General features: G+C 68.3%; 16 protein-coding genes and 4 pseudogenes. 12 read left to right on the forward strand and 8 right to left on the reverse strand.

Annotated features, from left to right (window positions below; all coding sequences use genetic code 11):
• Positions 1-217: 217 nt before the first annotated feature.
• Both AC0KTA_RS40040 and AC0KTA_RS40045 read left to right on the forward strand, forming a co-directional pair.
• Positions 218-360, forward strand: a pseudogene (locus AC0KTA_RS40040) (DUF742 domain-containing protein); the annotation flags it as partial.
• 28 nt (positions 361-388) lie between these two features.
• Positions 389-823 carry a DUF6283 family protein gene (locus AC0KTA_RS40045; RefSeq protein WP_481056875.1) on the forward strand — a complete coding sequence of 145 codons (435 nt, stop codon included), beginning with the start codon at positions 389-391 and terminating at the stop codon, positions 821-823.
• Between the two features lie 7 nt (positions 824-830).
• On the opposite strand, the pseudogene AC0KTA_RS40050 reads toward AC0KTA_RS40045, so the two are convergent.
• Positions 831-989, reverse strand: a pseudogene (locus tag AC0KTA_RS40050) (IS5/IS1182 family transposase); the annotation flags it as partial.
• Positions 990-1,256: 267 nt separating this feature from the next.
• Complete coding sequence (locus tag AC0KTA_RS40055) at positions 1,257-2,234, reverse strand: endonuclease/exonuclease/phosphatase family protein (protein WP_481056876.1); 978 nt, start codon at positions 2,232-2,234, stop codon at positions 1,257-1,259.
• Positions 2,235-2,440: 206 nt separating this feature from the next.
• On the opposite strand from AC0KTA_RS40055, the gene AC0KTA_RS40060 reads away from it, so the two are divergent.
• The 3 genes from AC0KTA_RS40060 to AC0KTA_RS40070 all read left to right on the forward strand — a co-directional run bounded on the left by AC0KTA_RS40060 (position 2,441) and on the right by AC0KTA_RS40070 (position 5,323).
• Positions 2,441-3,100 (forward strand): HNH endonuclease family protein, encoded by a 660-nt coding sequence (locus AC0KTA_RS40060; RefSeq protein ID WP_481056877.1) that lies wholly within the window; start codon positions 2,441-2,443, stop codon positions 3,098-3,100.
• 199 nt (positions 3,101-3,299) lie between these two features.
• The gene (locus AC0KTA_RS40065; protein ID WP_481056878.1) at positions 3,300-3,545 is read left to right on the forward strand and encodes a DUF6207 family protein; all 246 of its coding nucleotides are present in this window, start codon (positions 3,300-3,302) and stop codon (positions 3,543-3,545) included.
• A gap of 452 nt (positions 3,546-3,997) precedes the next feature.
• Positions 3,998-5,323, forward strand: coding sequence for a NucA/NucB deoxyribonuclease domain-containing protein (locus AC0KTA_RS40070; protein ID WP_481056879.1), 1,326 nt, complete (start codon positions 3,998-4,000; stop codon positions 5,321-5,323).
• A 126-nt stretch (positions 5,324-5,449) separates the two neighbouring features.
• Here AC0KTA_RS40070 and AC0KTA_RS40075 read toward each other — a convergent pair whose 3' ends face one another.
• Positions 5,450-5,923 (reverse strand): Haze protective factor 1, encoded by a 474-nt coding sequence (locus tag AC0KTA_RS40075; RefSeq protein ID WP_481056880.1) that lies wholly within the window; start codon positions 5,921-5,923, stop codon positions 5,450-5,452.
• Positions 5,924-6,240: 317 nt separating this feature from the next.
• Between AC0KTA_RS40075 and AC0KTA_RS40080 the strand changes: the two genes are divergently transcribed.
• From AC0KTA_RS40080 to AC0KTA_RS40090, 3 genes are all read left to right on the forward strand, one after another.
• On the forward strand, positions 6,241-7,068 hold the full coding sequence (locus AC0KTA_RS40080) for an endonuclease I family protein (protein WP_481056881.1): 828 nt from the start codon (positions 6,241-6,243) through the stop codon (positions 7,066-7,068).
• A gap of 92 nt (positions 7,069-7,160) precedes the next feature.
• Positions 7,161-7,562 (forward strand): DUF6283 family protein, encoded by a 402-nt coding sequence (locus tag AC0KTA_RS40085; protein ID WP_481056882.1) that lies wholly within the window; start codon positions 7,161-7,163, stop codon positions 7,560-7,562.
• A gap of 971 nt (positions 7,563-8,533) precedes the next feature.
• Positions 8,534-9,163, forward strand: coding sequence for a hypothetical protein (locus tag AC0KTA_RS40090; protein ID WP_481056883.1), 630 nt, complete (start codon positions 8,534-8,536; stop codon positions 9,161-9,163).
• 64 nt (positions 9,164-9,227) lie between these two features.
• On the opposite strand, the gene AC0KTA_RS40095 is transcribed toward AC0KTA_RS40090, so the two are convergent.
• Both AC0KTA_RS40095 and AC0KTA_RS40100 read right to left on the reverse strand, forming a co-directional pair.
• Positions 9,228-10,058 carry a hypothetical protein gene (locus AC0KTA_RS40095; RefSeq protein WP_481056884.1) on the reverse strand — a complete coding sequence of 277 codons (831 nt, stop codon included), beginning with the start codon at positions 10,056-10,058 and terminating at the stop codon, positions 9,228-9,230.
• On the reverse strand, positions 10,055-14,122 hold the full coding sequence (locus tag AC0KTA_RS40100; RefSeq protein ID WP_481056885.1) for an AAA domain-containing protein: 4,068 nt from the start codon (positions 14,120-14,122) through the stop codon (positions 10,055-10,057). The genes AC0KTA_RS40095 and AC0KTA_RS40100 overlap by 4 nt, the downstream gene beginning before the upstream one ends.
• A 1,682-nt stretch (positions 14,123-15,804) precedes the next feature.
• Between AC0KTA_RS40100 and AC0KTA_RS40105 the strand changes: the two genes are divergently transcribed.
• Positions 15,805-16,995 (forward strand): hypothetical protein, encoded by a 1,191-nt coding sequence (locus tag AC0KTA_RS40105; RefSeq protein WP_481056886.1) that lies wholly within the window; start codon positions 15,805-15,807, stop codon positions 16,993-16,995.
• Here the strand turns inward: AC0KTA_RS40105 and AC0KTA_RS40110 are convergent.
• The gene (locus tag AC0KTA_RS40110; protein WP_481056887.1) at positions 16,946-17,323 is read right to left on the reverse strand and encodes a hypothetical protein; all 378 of its coding nucleotides are present in this window, start codon (positions 17,321-17,323) and stop codon (positions 16,946-16,948) included. The two genes, AC0KTA_RS40105 and AC0KTA_RS40110, sit on opposite strands and share 50 nt — an antisense overlap.
• A gap of 120 nt (positions 17,324-17,443) precedes the next feature.
• Here AC0KTA_RS40110 and AC0KTA_RS40115 point away from each other — a divergent pair.
• The 3 genes and pseudogenes from AC0KTA_RS40115 to AC0KTA_RS40125 all read left to right on the forward strand — a co-directional run.
• A pseudogene (locus AC0KTA_RS40115) lies at positions 17,444-17,668 on the forward strand (helix-turn-helix domain-containing protein); the annotation flags it as partial.
• 726 nt (positions 17,669-18,394) lie between these two features.
• Positions 18,395-18,589 (forward strand): annotated as a pseudogene (locus AC0KTA_RS40120) (helix-turn-helix domain-containing protein); the annotation flags it as partial.
• A gap of 195 nt (positions 18,590-18,784) precedes the next feature.
• Positions 18,785-19,126 (forward strand): hypothetical protein, encoded by a 342-nt coding sequence (locus AC0KTA_RS40125; RefSeq protein ID WP_481056888.1) that lies wholly within the window; start codon positions 18,785-18,787, stop codon positions 19,124-19,126.
• Positions 19,127-19,317: 191 nt separating this feature from the next.
• Here the strand turns inward: AC0KTA_RS40125 and AC0KTA_RS40130 are convergent, their stop codons facing one another.
• The gene (locus tag AC0KTA_RS40130; protein ID WP_481056889.1) at positions 19,318-19,911 is read right to left on the reverse strand and encodes a hypothetical protein; all 594 of its coding nucleotides are present in this window, start codon (positions 19,909-19,911) and stop codon (positions 19,318-19,320) included.
• 147 nt (positions 19,912-20,058) lie between these two features.
• Positions 20,059-21,336, reverse strand: coding sequence for a HEPN-associated N-terminal domain-containing protein (locus AC0KTA_RS40135; RefSeq protein ID WP_481056890.1), 1,278 nt, complete (start codon positions 21,334-21,336; stop codon positions 20,059-20,061).
• Between the last annotated feature and the right edge of the window lie 42 nt (positions 21,337-21,378).

Here is a 21,378-nt window from a genome sequence, read left to right on the forward strand (position 1 = left end):
TGCCCGCCAGGAGCTTCGCGTGCCTGGCCGACGACAGGGCACTCGCCCGCGCCCCCTCCGAGTACGGCGCCGCTTCCCGGCCCGGACCAACTCGCGGCGCGGGCCGCGCCCTTGACCCGCACCCAGGTGGGGTTGGCCTCCAGGTACAGCGGGCAGCGTCGACCAGGCCGATTCACCTTCAGTGGGTGCGCGCTGACGCCGCACTCCGGACCACTACATGCCGCCGCCCGCAGAGGGTGGCGATCCGCTGGTCCGTCCGTACACGATGATCAGTGGCCGGACACGGCCGCGTTACCAACTCGCCATCGAGGCCCTGGGCATACGGCGGCGGAGCCAGCCCAACTAGGGCGTGACTCCCCGATCATGTTTCCTTGGTCATACTGGCCTCATGTCCTCGTCGCTTCGTTCCCCGGCACCGCGCCCTTGCGAGAGCTGTCCCTATCGCTGCGATGTCCCTGCCGGGATCTGGGCGCGTGAGGAGTACGAGAAGCTCCGGCGGTACGACGCTGACACTCCCCACCAGCCCACTCGCATGTTTCAGTGCCATCAGGCTGATGTCGACAGCGACGCCCGACGTGTCTGTGCCGGCTGGGCCGGGTGTCACGAGGGCGAGGATCTACTGGCATTGCGTCTGGCGTTGCTCGACGGCTCCATGGATACCACGACGTACAGGGCCGTGGTTGCGTACGAGTCGCCAGTACCGCTGTTCGCGTCAGGCAGTGCAGCTGCCACTCACGGTGAGGCGGGCATCGACAAGCCGTCCAAGGAAGCCCGTCGTGTGATGGACAAGATTTCCAGCACGCGCGGAGATCTGGTGCAGTAGGCAGCGATCACAAGCGGAGCCAGATGAGGAGGGCGGCGACGGTCACCGTGCCGAGGAAGACGTATCCGCGTTTGTCGTAGCGGGTAGCGACGGCCCTGAACTGCTTGAGCTTGTTGATCGCCCTCTCGACAGTGTTCCGAGCTCGGTACCTGGTCTTGTCGAAGCCGACAGCGAGCTCAACGCGACGATCCGGGTCGGCATCGCCATGGCCCCGCCCCGCAGTCCCGGACGGACTGGCCCTTCCACGCCTACGAGGCATTCGGGGCCTGGACAGGAGGCTCGCCGAGCTCGACGATGGCGCGTTCCGGGCAGTTCCCTTCCGTACCGGCAGTCACCCGGCTGGCGACGGATACACCACCGGCCGTGACGGGCCGCTGCGGCATCCCACAACGAGCGAACTCGCATGGCCGTGCGGCCGGCTCCGGTCGCTTCCTCAGCTTGCCGGGATGGTGAACTCCACCCACAGAGGGAAGTGATCGGACAGGTGCCAGGACAACTCGGTCAGGGTCTGATCGCCCTGCAGGGCGGGGACGAAGTCCACCTGGCCACCCGCCACGGCTTCCAGACGTAGGACAGGGCGGTGCCTCTGGCCCTTGGTGAACCAGGCGATCTGGTCGTAGAAGTGCTCGGCGCCGGGCTTGTCGAAGATGGTCCGCGGCAGCCCGTCCAGTTGCGGTGCCGGGGTCAGGCCGGTGGAGGTGAAGGCCTCGAACAGCGGGTCGCCGTGGCGGTCGATGTTGAAGTCGCCCAGCGCGATGAGGTTGTGTTCCCAGCCGAACTCCCGCTCCGCCCAACTGGCCAGCCACTTGGCGATGGCTTTCAGCTCGGGGACCCGCTCGGTGGCCTTCTTGCCGTAGTTGACGTGCAGGGTGACCAGGGTGAACGTCTGCCCGGAGGAGAGGAAACTGACCGCGTACGGGGTGCGGGCGAACTGGCGGTCCAGCCCGGCCGCACTCACCCCCGCGGCCTGCTCGAGGGGCACCACGAGCTCGCATGCCAGGCCGGAGGGCTTGACCCTGGTGGTGTTGAACAGGAAGGCGAGGCGCTCGTTGTTTCCGGCCTTGCCCAAGGTCACATCGGTGAGGATGAACGCCCACTCCTCCCCCAGGACTTTGAGCAGGTAACGCAGGGCACGAAGGTTGCCGCGCACCTCCTGCACCGCGACCACATCAAACCGGCGTACCACCGACGCGATCAGATGCACGTCGGTGAAGTTCCGCTTCGGCGACTCCCCTACCGCGGTCTTCCAGGCCTTGGTCAAGTCCCCGAAGGCCCGCAGGTTCCACGTCGCGATCAGCAGGTTCGCGCCCGCCGCCCTCGCCGGCACCACCTGGTCAAGCGCTGCCTCCCACCGGGCGATCCGGGTGGCGATCGTCTTCGGCGGGGCCAGGATGTCAGCTTCAGGCGGCACGCAAGCCTCCTCGACACGGGGAGCGGGCACTTGGAGCCTGCAAGATCGCAGCCCGGCGGGACAAGGCCCATTCCGGTGACACCAACCCCGGGCCCAGAAGTGTGACTTACCGCCCGCCCGGGTGAGGCAGCAGCCAATCGCCTGCCCGGCTGTCCGCTACGGCGCTACGAAGATCACGACCTGTTGTCGCGCTCTTGGAGGAGATCGTGCGCATCCGTGCCGCAGCCACCCTGGCCGCCCTCGCCGCCCTGCTCATCCCCACCGCAGCTGCCCATGCCGCCGACCCCGGCGAGGACGTCACCCTGCCCGTCCGCGACGCCCTCGCCGCCCTGACTGTCGCCGACGAGTCCCGCGCGGGCTACGAACGCACCAAGTTCAAGCACTGGATCGACGCCGACCGCGACGGCTGTAACACCCGTGCCGAGGTCCTCCTCGACGAAGCCGTCGATGCCCCTCAGCAGGGAGCTCGCTGCGTGCTGTCCGGAGGAAAGTGGTACTCCCCCTACGACGACCGGTACGTCGACGGGCCGCGCACCATCGACATCGATCACTACGTCCCGCTCGCCGAGAGCTGGGACTCCGGCGCATCGGGCTGGACGCCCGCGGAGCGCCAGGCGTATGCCAACGACCTCGACGACGAGCGCGCCCTGATCGCGGTCACCGCGGCGAGTAACCGCTCCAAGGCCGACCAGGACCCGGCCACTTGGATGCCACCAGCCGCCGGCTACCACTGCGAGTACGCGACCACCTGGGTGACCATCAAGACCCGGTGGAAGCTCAGCATCGACCCGGCCGAAGCCACCAAACTCAACGAGACCCTGTCCGCCTGCCCGAATACCCCCATCGAGGTCGAGCTCGCGCGCTAGACGACACACAGCCCTCGCGCACTGACGGCGCGAGGGCTCGCTCGCCGCACCGCCAGGCCCTCATCGGTCTCCGCATCTGCCCACGCACTGGCGCAGGTTGGGCACGGACCCCGGGATCGGCTGAGCCAGTGCCCGTCTCGTGCGGGTGAATCACCCTGGCGGGCCGAACTGCCGCAGAGCCGCCCGCATCCCTGCAGGCATGACCTATCGCCCCGCCCATCTGACGCAGCCCCACATCGCCCGGCTCACCGTCGAAGCTGCTGACGAGCAGACCGCACTCGCCGTCGCCCGCCGGCTCATCGCCCGCCACAACCTCACCGCCCCCTCGGCCCCGTACCGGATCCCCGGCGAAGACGGCGTGCGCGTGCAGATGTACGGCGACGCGCAGCCGCTGGCCACCTGCACAACACCGCAAGCCGATCCCGCTGCACCGGATGCGCCGTAGCCCGGTAACAACAAGCACGGCGGTCCTGGGACGTACCGGGATCTGTCTGACGTCGTGAGCCTCTGGTTCCTACAGCAAAGAATCGGCCCCTCCACATCCGGCCGCGAGGTTCTCCCTCTTCTCCCAGTCTGTGAAGAGGGCTGAGGGAAGCGGCAGTTCATGACTTCTGCGCCCCCGTACGGTCACGGTTCCACTTGCCTCGCGCCTGTCAGCCACGGTCCATGAAACTTCTCGCTCCCGATCCTTACATCTGCAACAGTTCGGGATGCGTCGGCTGGTCTGGACCATGGTCGGGCGATCGGTGCAGCAGGGCTGGCGGCACGCAGCCGCTGCTGCCCCGGCGACCGCGCAGGTCCCGTCGGCGCACAGGATCACGTTGTGATGGGGAGGGGATTTCTTTGCGTCTCAGACGTGCGACCGCAACAGCCCTTGTGCTCGTCAGTGTCGGTGCCGTGTTGAGCGGGACCGCCGCGGCTGCCTCGACGGCTGACGGCCCTTCAAGCGCCGGTGGTGAGGGCATCGTGTGGCTGCGCAGCAGCAGCCCGATAGCCGCCCCGGCACTGGGCGAGCCGCTTGACTTAGGCGCGCTTCGCGAACGGGGCACCGACACCACATCCGATGCCAGGGGCTCGGCGCCGGCCCCTGCCGCGCCGACGACCAGGCAGCAGGAGGCGGAACTGGCCCGCGAGGGCGGAACCTACGTCGCCGACGACCAGACGAACACGGACAAGCAGCGGTTCCTCAGGGACGACGGAACCATCGACTTCAAGAAGTGCCAGGACGATCCGCTGGGTCACCGCAAGGAGGGCCGTGTCCTCAACCACTTCAACTTCTGCCGGTGGGGCTACAACACGGCCATCAAGCTCGGCGGCCAGGGGCAGGTCGAAGGGTTCGTCAAGTTCCGGGAGACGGAGGTGGGCACGGGGTCCGACGGGGACCGCAAGGGGTTCATCAACGTCAAGACCGACGAGCTCGAGGCGCAGGGCATCTTCGCCGACCAGACCGGATCGATCATGTCGTTTTCGCCGACTGCCACGCCGCAGGCCGGTTCCGGCGCGGGGGCGTGCGCGGCAGATTTCGGCAACGGCAACAACGTCCACACCCTCCCGGTGGCGGGGTGGCGGGATCAGTATGTCGCCTACGAGGTGCGCTCCTCCGAATCGGGCGGGGACCAGAGCCGCATCGACAAGCCGGCGTACTGCGCGTTCCAGACCCACTACCAGGTCACCAGCCCCAGAGGCGCGATGACGCCGTGGAACAACGGCCCCACGGGCGGTTTCCGGTTCGACTCGGCCACCTATATGGGCAATTACGGCAACAAGGGGGCCGTCTTCAACCGCGTCACGCCGAACTTCTCCTACGACCGCAGGGACACCTCGGTCAAGGGCGTAGCCGAGCATGTGTTTGACGCCCTGCACGCGCCGCAACTCACCTACCCGAAGAAGGCCGACAAGGACATTCCGGGCTACATCTGGCACGGCGAATGGCAGCCCATCCACCGCAACTACTCAAAGTTCGACGCGCAGTCGAAGAAGGTCGCTGACGACAACAAGCGGGAGAAGGACAAGGCGTGCGCCGGACTCAACCGCCCGGCCCAGCACGACTGTGACGAGTTCCCCTTCGCCTCCACCAAGGAAGGGGCAGGCAAGGGCGACGGCAACTTCTCCGTCCGCATGGTCCCCGAGTCGGAGAACCGATCCGCCGGCGCCAAGCTCGTCAACTGGTACGGCAAGGACCGCATCCTCGACGGGGACCCGTACGGCATCTACGTCGACTGACCACCGCGCCGGCAGGCGGGCCCGCCCGCCACGTTGACCCTCGCTTCTTCTCAGTGCTGCGGCCTCCAAGGCTTGCCCATGGCCTTGGAGGCCGCTGCTGTGGCCGGGCGGGGGCAGGCAGCGGGTTCAGGTGGTCTCGAAGCAGATGACGTACTCCTCCAGGCCGGTGATCGGGTACACCTCCCCCTGCAGGCGCTCAAAGGCCTCCCGGGCCGTATCTCTGCCCTTCGCCCATACCCGCACGCGGTATTCGCGGTCGGCGTCCAGAAGCTGTATGCACAGCTCCGGCTCGGGCCCGTCGATCGTGGAAACCACGAGATCACCGCTGTAACTGGCGAAAGGCCACGACCCCAGCTCGGTGAACTCCGGCCCAGGGGCCGGGGGTTCGCTTCCGCACCGCAGAGTCACCGCCGCGTCGTGGGACGGTGCATTGCTGTTGAACACCAACGTGCCGTCCCCGACCGTGACAGCACACTCGAAGTCGATCTCCAGCTCCCAGCAGGCAGGCCGCTCGGCCTCCGACGGCCTGCGCATTTGATCAATCGCAAACATCCCCCTGTCCAGACTCGCGATTCCCGAAACACCGAGGTCGACGGCCATGCCGATCTCCCTTCTCCTGCACCGCTCCCTACCCAGCACTGATGGGGCCCTCGGTGCGATCGGCAGCAGAGCGCCGAGCGCACTTTCACCACATCACAGCCACCACCAGGTGCGCGGCTCACCGACGACTTGTCCTACCTCAGGCGGCTCTTCACGGTCTCGGCACTCAATGATCGCGGGCTGTCCACTTCTACGCGCGTGGTGCGTGGCACGCTCCATGGCCTGAACCTCCCAGTAACTGCCCGTACGGGTACGCGCCTTGGCCTGGCCGGCCCCGGGCGCACGCCCCGTCATGAGCGAGAGGACGCCCCCACATCATGTCCGCTCACCGTCTACGCCGCCGCTGGCGGCGCCCCGTCCTGACCGTGGCCGTGGCGGCCGCCGTCGCCGCGCCCGCGGCGGCCTTCGCCACAGACAGCTCCCCCACAGACGCGCAGAACCCGCCGGTGGCCGTGCCGTTGGATGACTCCTACTACGAGGGAGCCCTCGGCAAGACCGGGCCGGAACTCAAGACGGCCCTGCACACGATCATCAGCGAGCAGACCAAGCTGTCCTACGACCAGGTCTGGGATGCGTTGCAGACCACCGACGAGGACCCCGGCAACCGGGACAACGTCCTGCTCATCTACTCCGGCCGATCCCAGGCCAAGAGTGCCCACGGCGGCGGCTCGGATGACTGGAACCGCGAACATGTCTGGGCCAAGTCGCACGGCGACTTCGGCACCGCGACCGGCCCGGGCACCGACATCCACCACCTGCGCCCCGAGGACGCCTCAGTGAACTCCACCCGCGGCAACCTGGACTTCGACAACGGCGGCAGCCCCGTCGACGAAGCGCCCGGCAGCTCCGTGGACGGGGACTCCTTCGAGCCGCGCGATGCCGTCAAGGGCGACGTCGCCCGCATGATCCTCTACATGGCCGTCCGCTACGACGGCACCGACGCCTTCCCCGACCTCGAACCCAACGACAAGATCAACAACGGCAGCGCGCCGGCCATGGGCCGCCTCTCCGTACTCAAGCAGTGGCATCAGGCCGACCCGCCCGACACCCTCGAGAAGACCCGCAACGACCGGATCTTCGGAATCCAGAAGAACCGCAACCCCTTCATCGACCACCCCGAATGGGTCAACGACATCTGGAAGTAACACCCTCACCGCGCACGCCGGGGCCGCAGGGCGGCGTGCGCGGTCGCTTAGGGCGTGACTCTCCGATCATGCTCCTCAGCCATACTGGCTGCATGTCCTCGTCACTTCGCCCTCCGGCACCGCGGCCCTGCGAGAGCTGTCCTTATCGGCGCGATGTACCCGCGGGGATCTGGGCGAGTGAGGAGTACGAGAAGCTCCGACGCTACGACGCCGAAACCCCCAACCAGCCCCCAGGACTGTTCCAGTGCCATCAAGCCGATGCCGACAGTAATGCCCGGCGTGTCTGTGCCGGCTGGGCCGGGTGCCACCAGGGCGAGGACCTGCTCGCTCTGCGGCTGGCCGTGCTCGACGGCTCCATGGACACCACCACGTACAGGGCCGTGATCGACTACGAGTCGCCCATACTGTTGTTCCCCTCGGGCACTCGGGCAGTGAAGCCGCTGCTCACGGTGAGGCAGGCATCGACACGCCGACCGATGACGCCCGTCGCCTGATCAGCAAGATCTCTCGGACGCGCAGAGACGTCGTGCAGTAAGGAACCTCGGTGACCAGTGGAGCCAGATGAGGAATGCGGCACCAGTGACGGTGCCGAGGCGGAGCGCGCGCTGCCTGCCGGCTGTCGGCCCCCGACGATGAGTGGCCTCAGGCGACGAGAGGTGACCTCGGCGCTCGCTCACAACCCCAGGGACGGCAAGGGCTGACCGCGGTCACCGCAGAGGCGAACCCGGTCGAGCATGGGCCGCGCTCTGACAGTGGAGGCCATACATCCCAGGGCAGTCGGCACTGCCCCGCCGCCGGCGACGCCACGGACCGCCGGGCCGTCTCGGTGACGGCCCGCAGCTCCCCTTGGCAGACTGCCTGGGTGGCGGTTGCCCGGACGTGGGGAAGGCGACGCGGGTGCGGAGACGATGGTGGCCGTTGGCCATTGCGATGTGGGCGGCCCTCGTGGTCGGGGGCGGGCTCCTCACGCTGTACCTGCATGATGATCAGGGCCAGGCGGCTGACCCAGGCAGCGTGCCCACTGACACCCCATCGGCCACCTACGAGTACATCCCCTGCCCCAGCCCGGCCGAGGACGCCACATTGCACGCCTGCGCCTACAAGTTGGAGGGCTAAGCAGGCCCCTGGATCGTGCCATGCCGAGTGAACGAACAGACATGGCACAGCAGCACGAGCCTACGACGGCGCCAATCCCTCTGAGTGAATGATCAAGACTCCCACTTGCTGTCCACTGATGGGGATTCACGATGTCCGCCCCCACCCGGGCTGTGAACTTCAGGGAGCGCACGAGTCGTTGCTCACCGCAGCCGGGCTCACTTCGTCCGTACGATCATTACGCCAAAGCCCTGAACAGGAGCTATCGTCACCGCCACACGGACCACCTGCCCGAAAGGTGCGTGGGCGTTGCCGTGGCACCCGTCCGCCGACCAGAGCCACGGCCGAAGAACAATGGAAGGGCCACACCATGACCGAGAGCACGAGCGCCGCCACGGCACTGGCATCGCAGTACGCCACCCAGGTGAGCAGCGACCTGGAACGCAACGTCAAGGAGCAGGAACGTATCCGGGCGGAGATCGACACCCTGCAGGAGCAACTGGCCGCCCTGCACCGTGACCACACCGTGCTGATGAACATCCGCCAGGCCCTGGAAGTTGCGACCCCGCCCGCCGGACTCGCTGAAACGCCGCAGAGGGCCGGCGCGATTCCCGCTCCCCGGGGCAAAGCCTCAGCCGCTGCCAGCAAGAGCAAGCGGCCGGCAGCCAAGAAGACTGGTGCACCTCAACGCCGCACACAACAGGCCCCCAAGGCCGCGGCCGCAAAGGCCGCCGAGCCCACGTTGGTCGAGCTCATCGGCCGCCACCTTGCCGCGCAGAGCGAGCCACGTTCCGCGGCGGAAATCGCCACCGACCTCGGTCAGGCGCATCCCGCTCGCAACATCAAGACCACCGTCGTACGCACCACGCTCGAAAATCTTGTGGCCAAGAACCGGGCCCAGCGCACCAAGCAGGGTTCGTCGGTCTTCTACACCGCCCCCGATGCCTCCGCCCAGACAGCCGCCCCTGAGGAAGAGCCTCAGTCCGACCCCGCCGAGTGACAGGTCGCCGGATTCTCCTGCAGTCGCTCGACGAACGCCGGGGCAGGAATCGAAGCCGAACCCGCTAGCGGCTGGTCTCCAGGTCGTTGAGGACGGCAAGGACTGGGCCCCAGCACATGCCGACGGTGTCGTCGTCAGGTGTGACGCCTCGTTCTTGCTGGTTGCGCAGGTGGACGAAGTTTCGGTAGTCGCGGACGATCTTCATGAAGTCGTGGGCGTCCATCTGGATCCAGCCGCGGGTCCGAGCGGTGTCGAGCAGGAGGGAGAAGCTTGCTCGTTCGGGAGCGACCCGCTTGCCGTTCGGCAGGGGGAAGCCCTGCAGCAGGCTGGGGTCACGGTGGGTGAGGACGTCCAGGAGCAGTGCTTCGGCGAAGCTGCCGATCCCGATGATGGTGAGGCCGTAGGCACCGTGCTGCTCGCAGATCTGCGTTTCGGTGACACGTTCCATGAGCTGCTGGAGGAATTCTTCGCTGCTGACGAGGGGGCGTATGCGGGCTTCGAGGTCGTCGGGGGCGGTGAAGACGGTGGTGTGGCCGTCGGTACCGGGCTGGCCAAGGACGGGGCGCTCGGAGACGTAGGTGACGGTGAGCTGTTCGGCGGCGAGATGGGTGTTGAGTTCTCGGCGGATGATGTCGGCGGAGGCAAGGCCGTCGTCGTATTCGAGTGGGTCGCAGATGCGGCACAGCAGCCGGCTGACGGCGGCCGGATCGTCGGTGCTGATCAGGATGTCGGTGAGCCAGGGGATGCGGGGTGAGCCGTCGTACTCGGCGGGCTGGGGCCAGGCGGCACATTGCAGGAGTTGGATGAGTTGGTAGCCGCGGCGTTCGAAGGGGCCGTCGATGTCGACGATGAGGCGGGCGACGCGCTCGAGAGTAAGGGGGTCGAGGGGTTTCATCGCTGGGAGTCCTTGTCTGCTGTGTGCTGGGCCTGTTCGAAAGCGCGGGTGAGCCGTTCGACGATGACGCGGCCGCGTTTCTTGAAGCCCAGTTCGGTGATGGCCTGGGTGATGCGGGTGTCACGGTCGAGTTGGAATCCGTCGCTCAGCAGCCAGGAGGTCAAAGCCAGCAGGTCGGCGTCGCTGTAGTCGCCGATACGTGCCGCTGCGGGCAGGGCGGGACGAGGGCGGCGTTTGGCTGCCGCCGGAGGCGGAGGTGCTGCCGGGCGGGGCGTGCCGGCGGGGTCGGCTGGAGTTTCGTCTGCCTCTCGTGCGGCATCGCGCCACGTGGCAAGGAGGCGGTCGAGTTCAGTGTGCGGGTTGGTGAACCAGTCGGCGGCCCAGATGCGGTGGAAGCGCCAGCCGAGTCGCTCCAGGTGCGCCTGGCGCAGACGGTCGCGGTCGCGCGCGCTGGGAGCGCTGTGGTAGCGCTCGCCGTCGGTTTCGACGGCGAGGATCATCTGGCCGGGGCGATCGGGGTGGCCGAGGGCGAAGTCGATGCGGTAGCCGGACACGCCCCACTGCGGTGTGACGGGGACATGGGCGGCTTCGAGAGTCGCGAGGACCTGCTGTTCGAACGGGTTGAGATTCCAGTCGGTGCGTGCTGTTCCGGTGCGCTGGAGGTCTCCTCCGTGGGAGCAGTACTCGAGGAAGGCACGCAGCAGTTCGGGCCCGCGGTTGCGGGTGTTCTTGAGTTTGCCGGGGTCGAAGTCGTGGTGAGTGAAGGAGCTGACGACCGTCATCGTTTGGCGGGCGCGGGTGACGGCGACATTCAGACGACGCTCTCCCCCGTCGTTGTTGAGCGGGCCGAAGGCCATGGACAGCCGGCCGTTGGCGGCTTTGCCGTAGCCGATGCTGAGGATGATGGCGTCGCGTTCGTCGCCCTGGACCTGTTCGAGGTTCTTGGTGAAGAAGCGCCGCCGGGGTCCGGCGTCCGGGCTGAAGAACTCCTGGAGTTCGGGGCGCTCTTGGAGGGCGTGGCGCAGGGCGAGGTTGATGCGGTCGGCGTGGCGCTGGCCCATGGTGATGACGCCGAGGCTCAGGTGAGGTGTGTGGGTGGCGTGGTCGAGGGCCAGCTCGACGACGCGTTCGACTTCCTCGGGGACGGAACCGCTCTGGCCGGGCCGGGCGTGGCCGTCAACGGCTTCCAGGCGGATGGGGCTGGTAAGGGTGGTGCCGGGAAGAGTGACGAGCCGGTCGTCGTAGATGGCGTGGTTGGAGAAGGCGATCAGGCGTTCGTCGCGGCTGCGGTAGTGCCATTTCAGGGTGTGGACGTGGGGTAGCCGACTGCAGAGCATGTCCAGCAGTGACTCGTAGACGGCCGGTGTCGCATCGTCCTCGAGGTCATCGTCGGTGCGCTCTTGGCTGCCGCTCAGGACGCGTTGGAAGAAGGTGGTCGGCGGCAACTGGTGAGGGTCTCCGGCAACGATGACCTGCCGTGCACGCATGATGGAGGTGATCGCGTCGTGTGGCATGACCTGGCTGGCCTCGTCGAAGATGACGACATCGAACAAGGGAGTAGCCGGCAGGACACGGCTGACGACGAGGGGCGACATGGCCCAGCACGGCATGGCGGCTAGCAGCACGTCGGGGGCCTTGGCGACGAGCCTGCGCAACGGAAGGTGCCGGGACTTGCGGCGGGCCTGGGTGCGCACCAAGGTGTTCTGGCCGGAGTGGGCGTCGCGGACCTTCCGCAGCCGGGTGGCGACCTCGTAACGGACACGAGCGGGATTGCTGTCCCGGTGGATCACGTCGTTGCGGCGGAACTGTTCGACGACGTGGTCGTGTTCCAGACGGGTGAAGGACCGCAGGTAGGCGGAGCGCATGTGCGCTTCCTCCAGAACCGAGGACCGCCACAGATAGCGGAAGGTGGCCACCGCCGTGTCGGGGTTCGCGTCCGCGCGGGCCAGCTCGTCAAGGAGGCTGCCGAGTCCGGCGGCTTCGAGCCGATCGGTGAGCTGGTTGAGTTCGGGCATGCGCAGCAGGGTGTCGCGGTCACCGTCGAGGCGCTGAAGGGTTTTGTCCACCTCGTCCGCGGGTGCGGTCTCCCAGCCGTCCCAGCGCACGCACAGGGCTATCGCAGCCAACTGAGTGTGCAGGTGAGTGAAGGCGGCCAGAGCGCGGGAGACTCCGGGGACGGTCCAGGGGTTCGCGTCGCTGGTCGCGGACAGCGACTGCCAGCGGGTGTGCTGGTCAGCCGCCTGCAGAAGGGCGGCGTGCAGCGCCGAGCGTTCGCGTAGGCCATCCTTGGACAGCCCGCGAGCCCGTTTGATCAGTTTCCGGCGATGCCACCAACCGATGTGCCGGTTGCGTTCGTTGCGCCAGGATCGGTCGGCGGTGGCGGCGATGAGATCGTCCAGGCCGGGGGCGAAGACGGCCGCTTCGAAGCGGGCCAGTGTCGCGGCAACGTCGTGCAGCAGGGCAAGCAGGGCCTGCCATCCCTGGAGGTCGTCGGCTCGGCGCAGGCCTGCGGTGTCCACCAGGTCCTCCAGAGCCCGGCGAGTGTCGTTCAGTGCCGTGCCGGTGAGCTGGTCGAGGCCGACCATCACAGCGCGCAGTTCGTCCTCGGTGCGGGCCTGCGTGTGCGACCAGGGTGACTCTCCGCGGCGGACTGTCAGTCCCTTCTTGGCGACGAAAGTCCGCAGGTCCTGCTCGGTTTGGCGGTAGTGCTCGCCGTGAAGGTGCCGCAGTGCGGGGCCGCGCAGACGAAGGCGCGTGTGGTGGGCCGGCGGGCAGCCCATCAGGCGGGTGATCGTCTGGTGTGGGCTCACCTGCCAGGGATCGAGCAGCTGGTGGAACTCCTGTATGTGCCGCAGTGTCTGCTCGCGGTAGTGGGCCAGGCCGGTGTGCAGGTCGGCCGGGCGAGGCGGGGCTTGTTGGCCGGCTCGCTCCAGGGCCTCGTGCAGTTGCTGGGCAATCTGGCGGCGGCTGAGTTTCTTGCCGTGAAGGTCGAAGACCAGGCCGTCCAGGTCCACGGTGGCGAGGGTGTCGGTGACGGCTTCGATCGCGGCGCGCTTCTCGGCCACGAACAGGACGCGTTTGCCAAGGGCTGCGAAGGTGGCGATCAGGTTGGCGATGGTCTGGCTCTTGCCCGTTCCCGGCGGCCCTTCGATCACCAGGTGGGAGCCGGTCAGAGCGGCGCTGATGGCCTTCTGCTGGGAGGCGTCCGCGTCGAGAACCAGGTACTCCGACCGGGGCGGGATGTCGTCGGCGCCATCGGGAGCCCGTGAGCCGGTGTCCTCGGCCAGGGCACGGTTTGCTTCCTGGTCACCGGCCAGAGCGGCGATTACCGGGTGTTCGGCCAGCAGGTCGGTGGCGTTGTGCAGGTCCTGCACCATAGGGAGCCGGTCAAAGCTGAAGACACTGGCTACGATGCGTTCTTCCAGCTCGACCGTCAGGTTACTGCGTATGAGATCGGCTTCGAGGATGCCGTACGCGATGCGGATGCGACCGGCCGCGTCCGCGCACTCCTCCAGAGCGGTGGCCACCTTGTCGGCGAGGGCCTCGATGTCGCCGTCCATGCCGTACTGGCGGCTGAGCGCGTACAGCAGCACCGGGTTGATCTCCGCTTCGCCAGCCGCCTCGAGGACGAAGTCGTTCTCGGAGGCGGTGCGCGGCTGAATGGCCAGAGGCTGAAGCAGCACCGGGGCGCGGAGCGCCGGCACAGGAGTGCTCCCTCGAGTGGGCGGCGAGTCAACACGCAGCAGGCCTAGGGCCAGGCGCCCGGCCTCGATGCCCTGTTCCTCATCCAGCTCCACCATCCTGCGGCGCAGGCTTCGTGCCCGGGTGCAGGCAGGACCGTGGTCGGTGGCATCGGGAAAGAGGCTGGCCAGGCGGGTCTTGCGGCCGGCCAGGAATGAGGTCAGGGGCTGCGGATGAGCGTCGGTCACATCCAGGGACGCGGTTTTGGTGTCCTTGAAGTGCAACAGTGTGTTGTAGGGCCCGAAGTCGATCAGCTCGTCGGCCCACTGTTGTGCCTCGGCGGCCACTTTCTCCCGGCGAGCGTGCCGCACGATGGCTTCCACGTGTCCCCCTTCTGATTCGGCTGCCGAACCCGGCCCGCCTCGCGCCGGGGCCCGCCCTGCTACGAGGCGAACAGGCCAACGTACGGAGCCCACGACGCCATCAGACAGAGGGAGTTGGAGCGCGCACAGGGCGTGAAAGAAGCACATACGGCGCACCGGGAGCGCCCGGAAGACTGGGCTCCATTGCCCGCAGACCGTCGTCATCGACCGTTCCCTGGCAGGCAAGAGGACTTCCATCAGGCTGGTCACAGGTAGCTGGCTTCTGGGGTCGTGTGCGCTGCGAGGCCTGTACCGGCGCCAGCCCGCCCCCGGTGAGCAGCTCGTCGGCGAGGCCCCGGCGATGGCTGAAGCCGCGGCGCACCAGAACCTCAAGCGCGGCGCAACTGCCGGACATCACGGAGGCGGAACCGCGGTGCGGGGAGCCTGAGCGCATGTGAGGGGGAACGAGAAGCCGGTCCCCCTCACGCACACGAAGGGCGGATCCCCTCAATGGCCTTATAGATCACGGGAGTTGAGTGTCAGTGGGCGGCTGTACCGTCATCTGAATGCCCGGTTTGGGCCTGCTCTCCACTCCTGACCCGACTGACCCTAGGAATCCCAGATGGCACATGTTCGTGGGCACCACCGCAAAGATGGCACCTACGTCCGTCCGCATCACCGCCGCTCACGGCGAACGACCCGCAGCACCTCACCCTCCCGCCCTCGCACGACCGTTCCCGCTGGCTCGACGACGCCCGTACGGGGCTACCGCCGTGGCGACGGCACCTACGTCCGCCCGCATCGCCGTCGAATTGGTGCTCCCTCTGCCGTAGCGGTGGGGGGAGGCGGTGTTCTGCTGTTTGTGCTCATTGTGCTGCTGCTTACCAGCGGCGGCTGAACGGGCTCGAACTACGATCCCGCGACCAACTGGCGGTGCCCGGCACCTCTCAGGCGGGCACCGCCTTCTAATGGGGAATCGTCCCGGGCCGCCTCTGGGTGCGCGGGTCTACAGCGGGTCCCCCGATGCACTTGTCCCTCTGCGTTGCAGTATGGCGAGACCTAGTCGGCCGCTCCCGCGCAGCAACTGTCAGCTCACCTCCTACGAGGGCTCCCTATGTGGCGAGTTGGGCAAATCGCCCTGCATGACGGGGAGCCATTGGGAGAGGATCGTCCCGGACGGGTTATAGAAGATCACCCGGCGTCCACTGTCGTCACCGCGCATCCACCCGCAGGGCACAGCCCTCTCCCGCCCCGGCACCGAATGCTGCCGACGTACCGCGCGCGGTACGCCAACCCGCTGCCCTCCCTGCGGAAGACCTCGCAGGGCCCCACAACGCGACACACGGTCGGCCTGCCGCTGCACATGGCCTGGTCGGGGCAGTGCTTCTTCGACGTCGAGCGCCCCAAGGAGCGCATGATCCTGTACCGGCGGGCCTGGCCGGGGACAGCGCCAGGGGCTGGAGACCTTCCACAACCGGCGACCTTCTGGTTAGACAGTGCCCGGTGCTGCAAACCCTGATCAGCAGGAGATCCGAGACGTATGGGAGGACTCCTGCCCCGAGTTGGGCGCACGGCTCGAACACGACGAGCTGCCCGAGCAGTTGCTCACCGGCCCCGTCCGCGCGATGTCGAGCCAGGGGCGGCAACTCCAGTTCCGGGCGAGGCACAGGAACGCACAGGATAATGACGGTTATCCTGTGCCCATGCCGACGCCGGATCAGAACGCCCGGCAATCGGGGGAATCACCCGACATGCCGAGGGAAGAGCTGGCGCGAGGCCAGGGTGTCCACGAGCTCGACTTCCCGCCCGTTCGCAACGGGGTCGACTACCTCGTCTCCGTCGTCGATCACCTGACCACCGACGAGGTCGGCCCCCGCGACATTAAGTACGCGATGCTCCACCTGCACGCCGCGACGGAGGTCCTTCTCAAGGCGCGGCTCGTCCACGCGCACTGGAGCCTCGTCTTCGACAACCCGGGCCAGGCCACCGAGGGCCGCTTCCGCTCCGGCGACTTCAAGAGCTGCACCCTCGCAGAAGCTGTGCGACGGCTGCGCAACATCGCCGGCGTCACCATCACTGAGAAGGAGGAGTCCGCTCTTGCTGACCTCGGCCGGGACCGCAACGCCCTCCAGCACTACGGTCTGACCCACAACGCCCGTGCCCTCGAAGCCCGCGCGGGCCGGGTGCTCGACTTCCTGGTCCGCTTCATCGACGACGTCCTCGTGCCCGACCTTGATCTGGACGAGCGGAACGACCTCGGCCCGGACATGGTCCGCATCAAGAACGGACTCGACGGCATCCAGACCTTCGCCTACCAGCGCCTGCGGCGCCTGCGCGGGACGCTGAAGGGCTACGAGGACCGCACTGTCCACTGCCCCGAGTGCGACGAACTGACCCCGGTCGCGGACGGGAGGGTCAACCGCTGCCACTTCTGCGGCCTAGTGGTGACCACCACACAGTTGATGATCCGCCTCTACCTGGTCGGGCACCCCGAGCCTGAGAGCCAGATCGGGGTCTGCCCCCGATGCACGCAACCCACCCTGGTGGGGGACGTTCCGATCGCCACGGGCGAACGTGTGGCGTTCTGCTTCGGCTGCCCGGGACCCGTCCCCGCCCCCGGCAGCAACCAGTTGGGCGACGCTCGGCGATCCGGACCTCGACCGCGTGCTCGCGGACGCGCAGGCGGCCGCCGCCTCACCTGCACGCGGGCCTGCGCAAGCTCAGCTTCGACCCGGGCCCCGCCGACGGGGCGGACGGCGCGTGACCGCCACACCGCGGACCGGACCGGGCGCCCGCGAACTCCCCGGCCACGGGCGGGCGTTCGCCGTGGCCGGACCGGGGGGGTCAGCCAGCCAGGGGCGTCAGCGCGGCGAGCACGGCCATGGCGACGGTGAATGACGCCGCGGCGGCCGAGCAGCGCCGCGGGATGCTCCAGGCCGCGGCCGCGGTCAGGCCATACGAGACCACCGCGACGAACAGCGCGCCCAGCACCCCGAGTGCGGCGGCCCCGGCGCGGGCCGCGCTCGGCGCCCCTTCGGCCAGGTCCAGCACGCCGTACAGCAGCATCAGGTCCAGCACGGCGGCCGCCGCACCCAGCCCGGCGCACCGCCAGGCGGCCTCGGGGGCGGCGCCGTCGGCGACGGCCAGCCGGAACGCGACGAAGGCCGTGAGGGCCGCCGCCACCACGACGAGGGCCAGGAACTCGGCCTGCAGAACGGACACCCATCGACCCCTTGCCCAGATGCTCTTGGGGTCGCGCGGCCGCGGCGCCCCACCGCACCGGAGTCTAGCGAAACAATGGGCCAGTGAAACAATGGGACACCAGGAGAGGGGTAAGAGCTGATGGCACGCCAGGAAAGGCCGCTGGACCCGGACATCCCCGCCCCGCGCCGCGAACTCGTCGAGAAACTGCGGAAGTTGCGCAGAGACCGGGGCCTGGGCTACCGCGAGCTGGCCGAGGGCTCCCCGTTCAGTCCCGCGACCCTCTCGCGCGTGCTGAACGGACGCCAGGTGCCGAATGCCGCGCTGCTGGTCTCCCTGCTCGGGGCGCTGGGCGTGCCGGGGGACGAACGCGTCCGGTGGCAACAGGCCTGGGAGGCCGCCGAGCAGACGGCGGCCCGACAGTTCGCCGAGGCCACGGCCAAGGCCGCGGGCTCCGGCAGCGGCCCGGCCCCGGCGGTGCCGCGCCCCGTGCTACGGGGCCGCCTGCTGGAGCTGCACGGCGCGGCGGGCGCGCCCAGTGCGCGCACCCTGGAGGCGGCCTGCGGGCTCTCCCGCAGCACGGTCCACCGCATCCTGCGACCGGGCAGCTTCGCGGCGAGCACCCCACTGCGGGCGCCGGACCTCGCCGACGTCCTTCTCCGCCGGGTTGACCCCCATCAGCGGGCGGCCTTCGCCGACCTGGCCCCGCTGCTGCGGCAGCGCATCGCCGAGGAAGCCGGGGCGTCACGCACCCCGCGGGCCGAGCCCCCAAGCCGCCGCCCGGACCGGGGTACGAACCCCGGCGAGCAGGCCGAGGCGGCCCTGCGCCGCCTGGCCCGGCGCGCCACCGACATGGAACACCGGCTCGCCGCTGGCGAGCTGCGGGCCGACGACGACTTCGTGCGCCTGCTGCACGACCTGCAGCACAGCGTCGCCGAAGCCCGCAGCGTCCTGCTGGACTTCGGCACCGGGCCCGAAAGCGGCCCCGTCGAGGTCGACGTCGTCCCCGTCCTGCCCGTGCCCGACGACGAACTGGCCTTCTACGACGCGGTCGCCGAACCGGCGCCTGACGAGGCGGTCAAGCCGCCCCGCATCAACTCCGAGCAGCGGGCGCGGCGACTGCTGGAAGCCGCCGCCGCGCATGAGGGCGGGGCGTCCGCAAAGCAGTTGGCCCGTGCGGCGGGGATCGCCCTGCCTTCCGCCTACCACCTGCTGCGCGCCCTGACCCACGCGGGCTACCTGCGCCGCGAGAAGGGCGTGTTCGTGCTCGGCGAGGTAGCCGAGCAGTCGGGCGTGGTGTCACAGACGCCGAACGGGTCCACGGCCCGGTGACCACAACTGCGCCGGTCCGCGCACCCGGTCCACCCCCGACACGCTGCACCGCGACCCGCACGAGCAGTGGCCCGAGCACGCCCGCAGGCTCTACGAGCACCTCGTCGGCCTGTAACGCGCGGACGACCTGCTGCCCACCCTCGCGGCCGCATGGGTCGCCCACCAGCGTTCGGTGCGTACCCAGCGCGCGTACGCCCGTGGCTTCAAGGTGTTGAGGAGTTCGCCAGCGAGCACGGCACGCACCCGATGGCCGTGAAGTTCGCGCTCGCCGACACCTTCCGGCTGTACCTGGAGACCGCGCCCACCTGGGTGCGGGTCAAGGGCGGCCGACGCGGCGAGATGGCGGCGCCCGGTCATCGACCCAATACGCCCGCACCCCGACCAGTCCGTGACGATCGTCGGCACCGGCGCGCCGCCGAACTGGCCCCGGTTTCCTGGAAGTTCGCCCGGCTGATCACCGCGGACTCCTCGTACTGCTCGACGAGGACCTGAGCGAGGCCGAAGTATGCACCAAACCCCAGCGGCACCCGGGGCGTCTGAGGGCACGTTGTGTGGTGGCACCCGGACTCGCCAGTCACCGCGCCCACCAACCAGGCTGCCTCGCTGAGAAGGTCTCGCTTCTTGTACGCAGGCGGTACCTCCCCGGCCCAGTACAACTACGCCCGGCGCGGGTTCTGTAGCCGCTATCCGGAGGCCTCGTCCACCCCGAGATCACTGCGCATGGCACCCCGGAGGTCCGCCAGCAGCACCCACGACATCTCCGTCTCAGCTTCCAGGACATCGAGTCCGCTATCGCTGGCCTCACCGCCGGCCAGGAGGCGTTTCAACAGGCCGTAGGTCTCGTTGAGCTGACGGCTCGCCGCCCGGGCGCCTGTCAGCACTGCCGCGGGCACGATCATCTGCGCCTCGGCGTAGCTGTCGCGAAGCGCCAGACGCCGCTCCTCAAGTTGCTCTGCGCAGACCCGGGTCTCCGCGCCGTCTCGAGCCCGCAGGGCGTGCATCAGGTTGATCTGCGCGGTCTGGTACTGACGTGCCGTGGTGTTGAGAGAGATATAGCAGGCCCGCCGCAGATCAGTCAGGTCACGATGTGCCGCAGCACGTGCTTCCTGCTGCCGGACCTCTTCGGCATGGGCTCGCTCTTCGCGCTGCTGGCGGGCCATTGCTTCCAGTTCGTGACGCTTGAGACGGTCGGCTCTGCTCTGTGTCAGCAGCGCTGCGCCCAAGGTACCGACGACACCGACGACCGCCACAGCGAGCGCACCCCAAATCTGCCCCACAGCCCCCACCTCATGTCGGACAAGCGCGACGCCCGGCATTCCGCGCCTTCACCACTCCTGCATCTATCGTGGCGATCATAAAGTTCGGAGTTGTACTGTGGCCCGCCGCCCGGCTGCCAAGCGTCGTCATGACTGCGTGTGGAAGGGCTACTCATCCGGCTCCTGTGACACACGCGCCGCGGGAGGACGATGCCGGGCAGCAGCCACCTGACCGGAGTGACGCACAGGCGGCAGGGACTGGTTTGCGTGCAGCGTGCCGGGGACCAAGCGCAGAGCGGGGCGCCCGTCGGGTTCCGGGTCAATGGGATCGAGACAGTCGTGCTGAGAGATGTCGAGCACGGTGCACAGCCCGTCGTGGCTGGCAGCGGAAGAAGTGAACACCAGCCCGTCGATGGGCCGTTCCTGCCCGAAGACCCGCAGCAAGTACTCGGTGACGATCTGCGTCGGCACGTACTCGAGGTGCTCGCGACCATCGGCATCGGCACTGATGCGTGTCACGAACTCGTGGAAGAACATCAGCGCATGCCGCAGGTATGAGTGGTCTGTGTCGAAGATCGTCGGGACCGGCCCCAGGCGGGTGAAGTCGACCACCACACAGGGGCGGGTGGTTTCGAATGCCGCATACGTGACCAAGGAGGTGGAGTCGGTGGCATGCCGTACCACTTCCTGGATGGCCGTAGCGGGGCTGTCGGCTCCGTAGAAGAGAGGGATGCCTGCCGGACTCATCCGGTTTGGGTGTCGGGCCTGAGCGGGCGAAGCGGTTCCCAGTAGGCGGGCGGACCAGTGCTGTTCGGCAGCCTCGTGTACCCGTGCGCGCCACAGGCGTTGCCCGGCCGGAATCTCCTGCACCAGTCCTGCCTCTGGGATGAGGCCGCCGAGCGTCTCGAGGATGGCCGCGGCAGGGACCTCGCCGCCGCCGAGATGAGCCTCGTCCTTGTCAGGCGGAGCCAACCAGAACACATGCCGAGTCCGGTACATCACCTGGTGACTGAAACGCTCCCACCCATCGAGCAGCGCCTCGTCCTGGCGAGGGGCGATGAAGTCTCGCTCCACCCACACGTCATCGTGCCGGGCCGCCGCGCGGACGGTCTCCCGCAGTTCCTCACTGCGCAAGACGTCCACGTACTGGTCGGCGAGCTCGTCGCCGTCCCAGTGCTTGACAGGCACCAGTTCGCCTTCGAAATAGGCAAGTTCGTCACCCGCCAGGGCGTACTCGGTGCGGAGCCCGTCGAAGAATGCTTCCAGGAGGGTGTCGATGGGGGCCGCCGGCGTGCGCGCGCAGTAGTCGCAGGTTTCATCCCTGTCGGCATCTGCTGTGATCTTTCGAGCGAGGGTCTCATCATCGACACACCCGGCGCAGACGAAGCCGTAGCCATAGCTCCATCCCTGCTCTGTCTGCGCTTGCTCCATCTCATCTGCACCCACAGGGAAACGATAGCCGTTCCCGCGGATACGGGGCTGAGCTCA

It is taken from the genome of Streptomyces sp. Y309 (genome assembly GCF_056712025.1).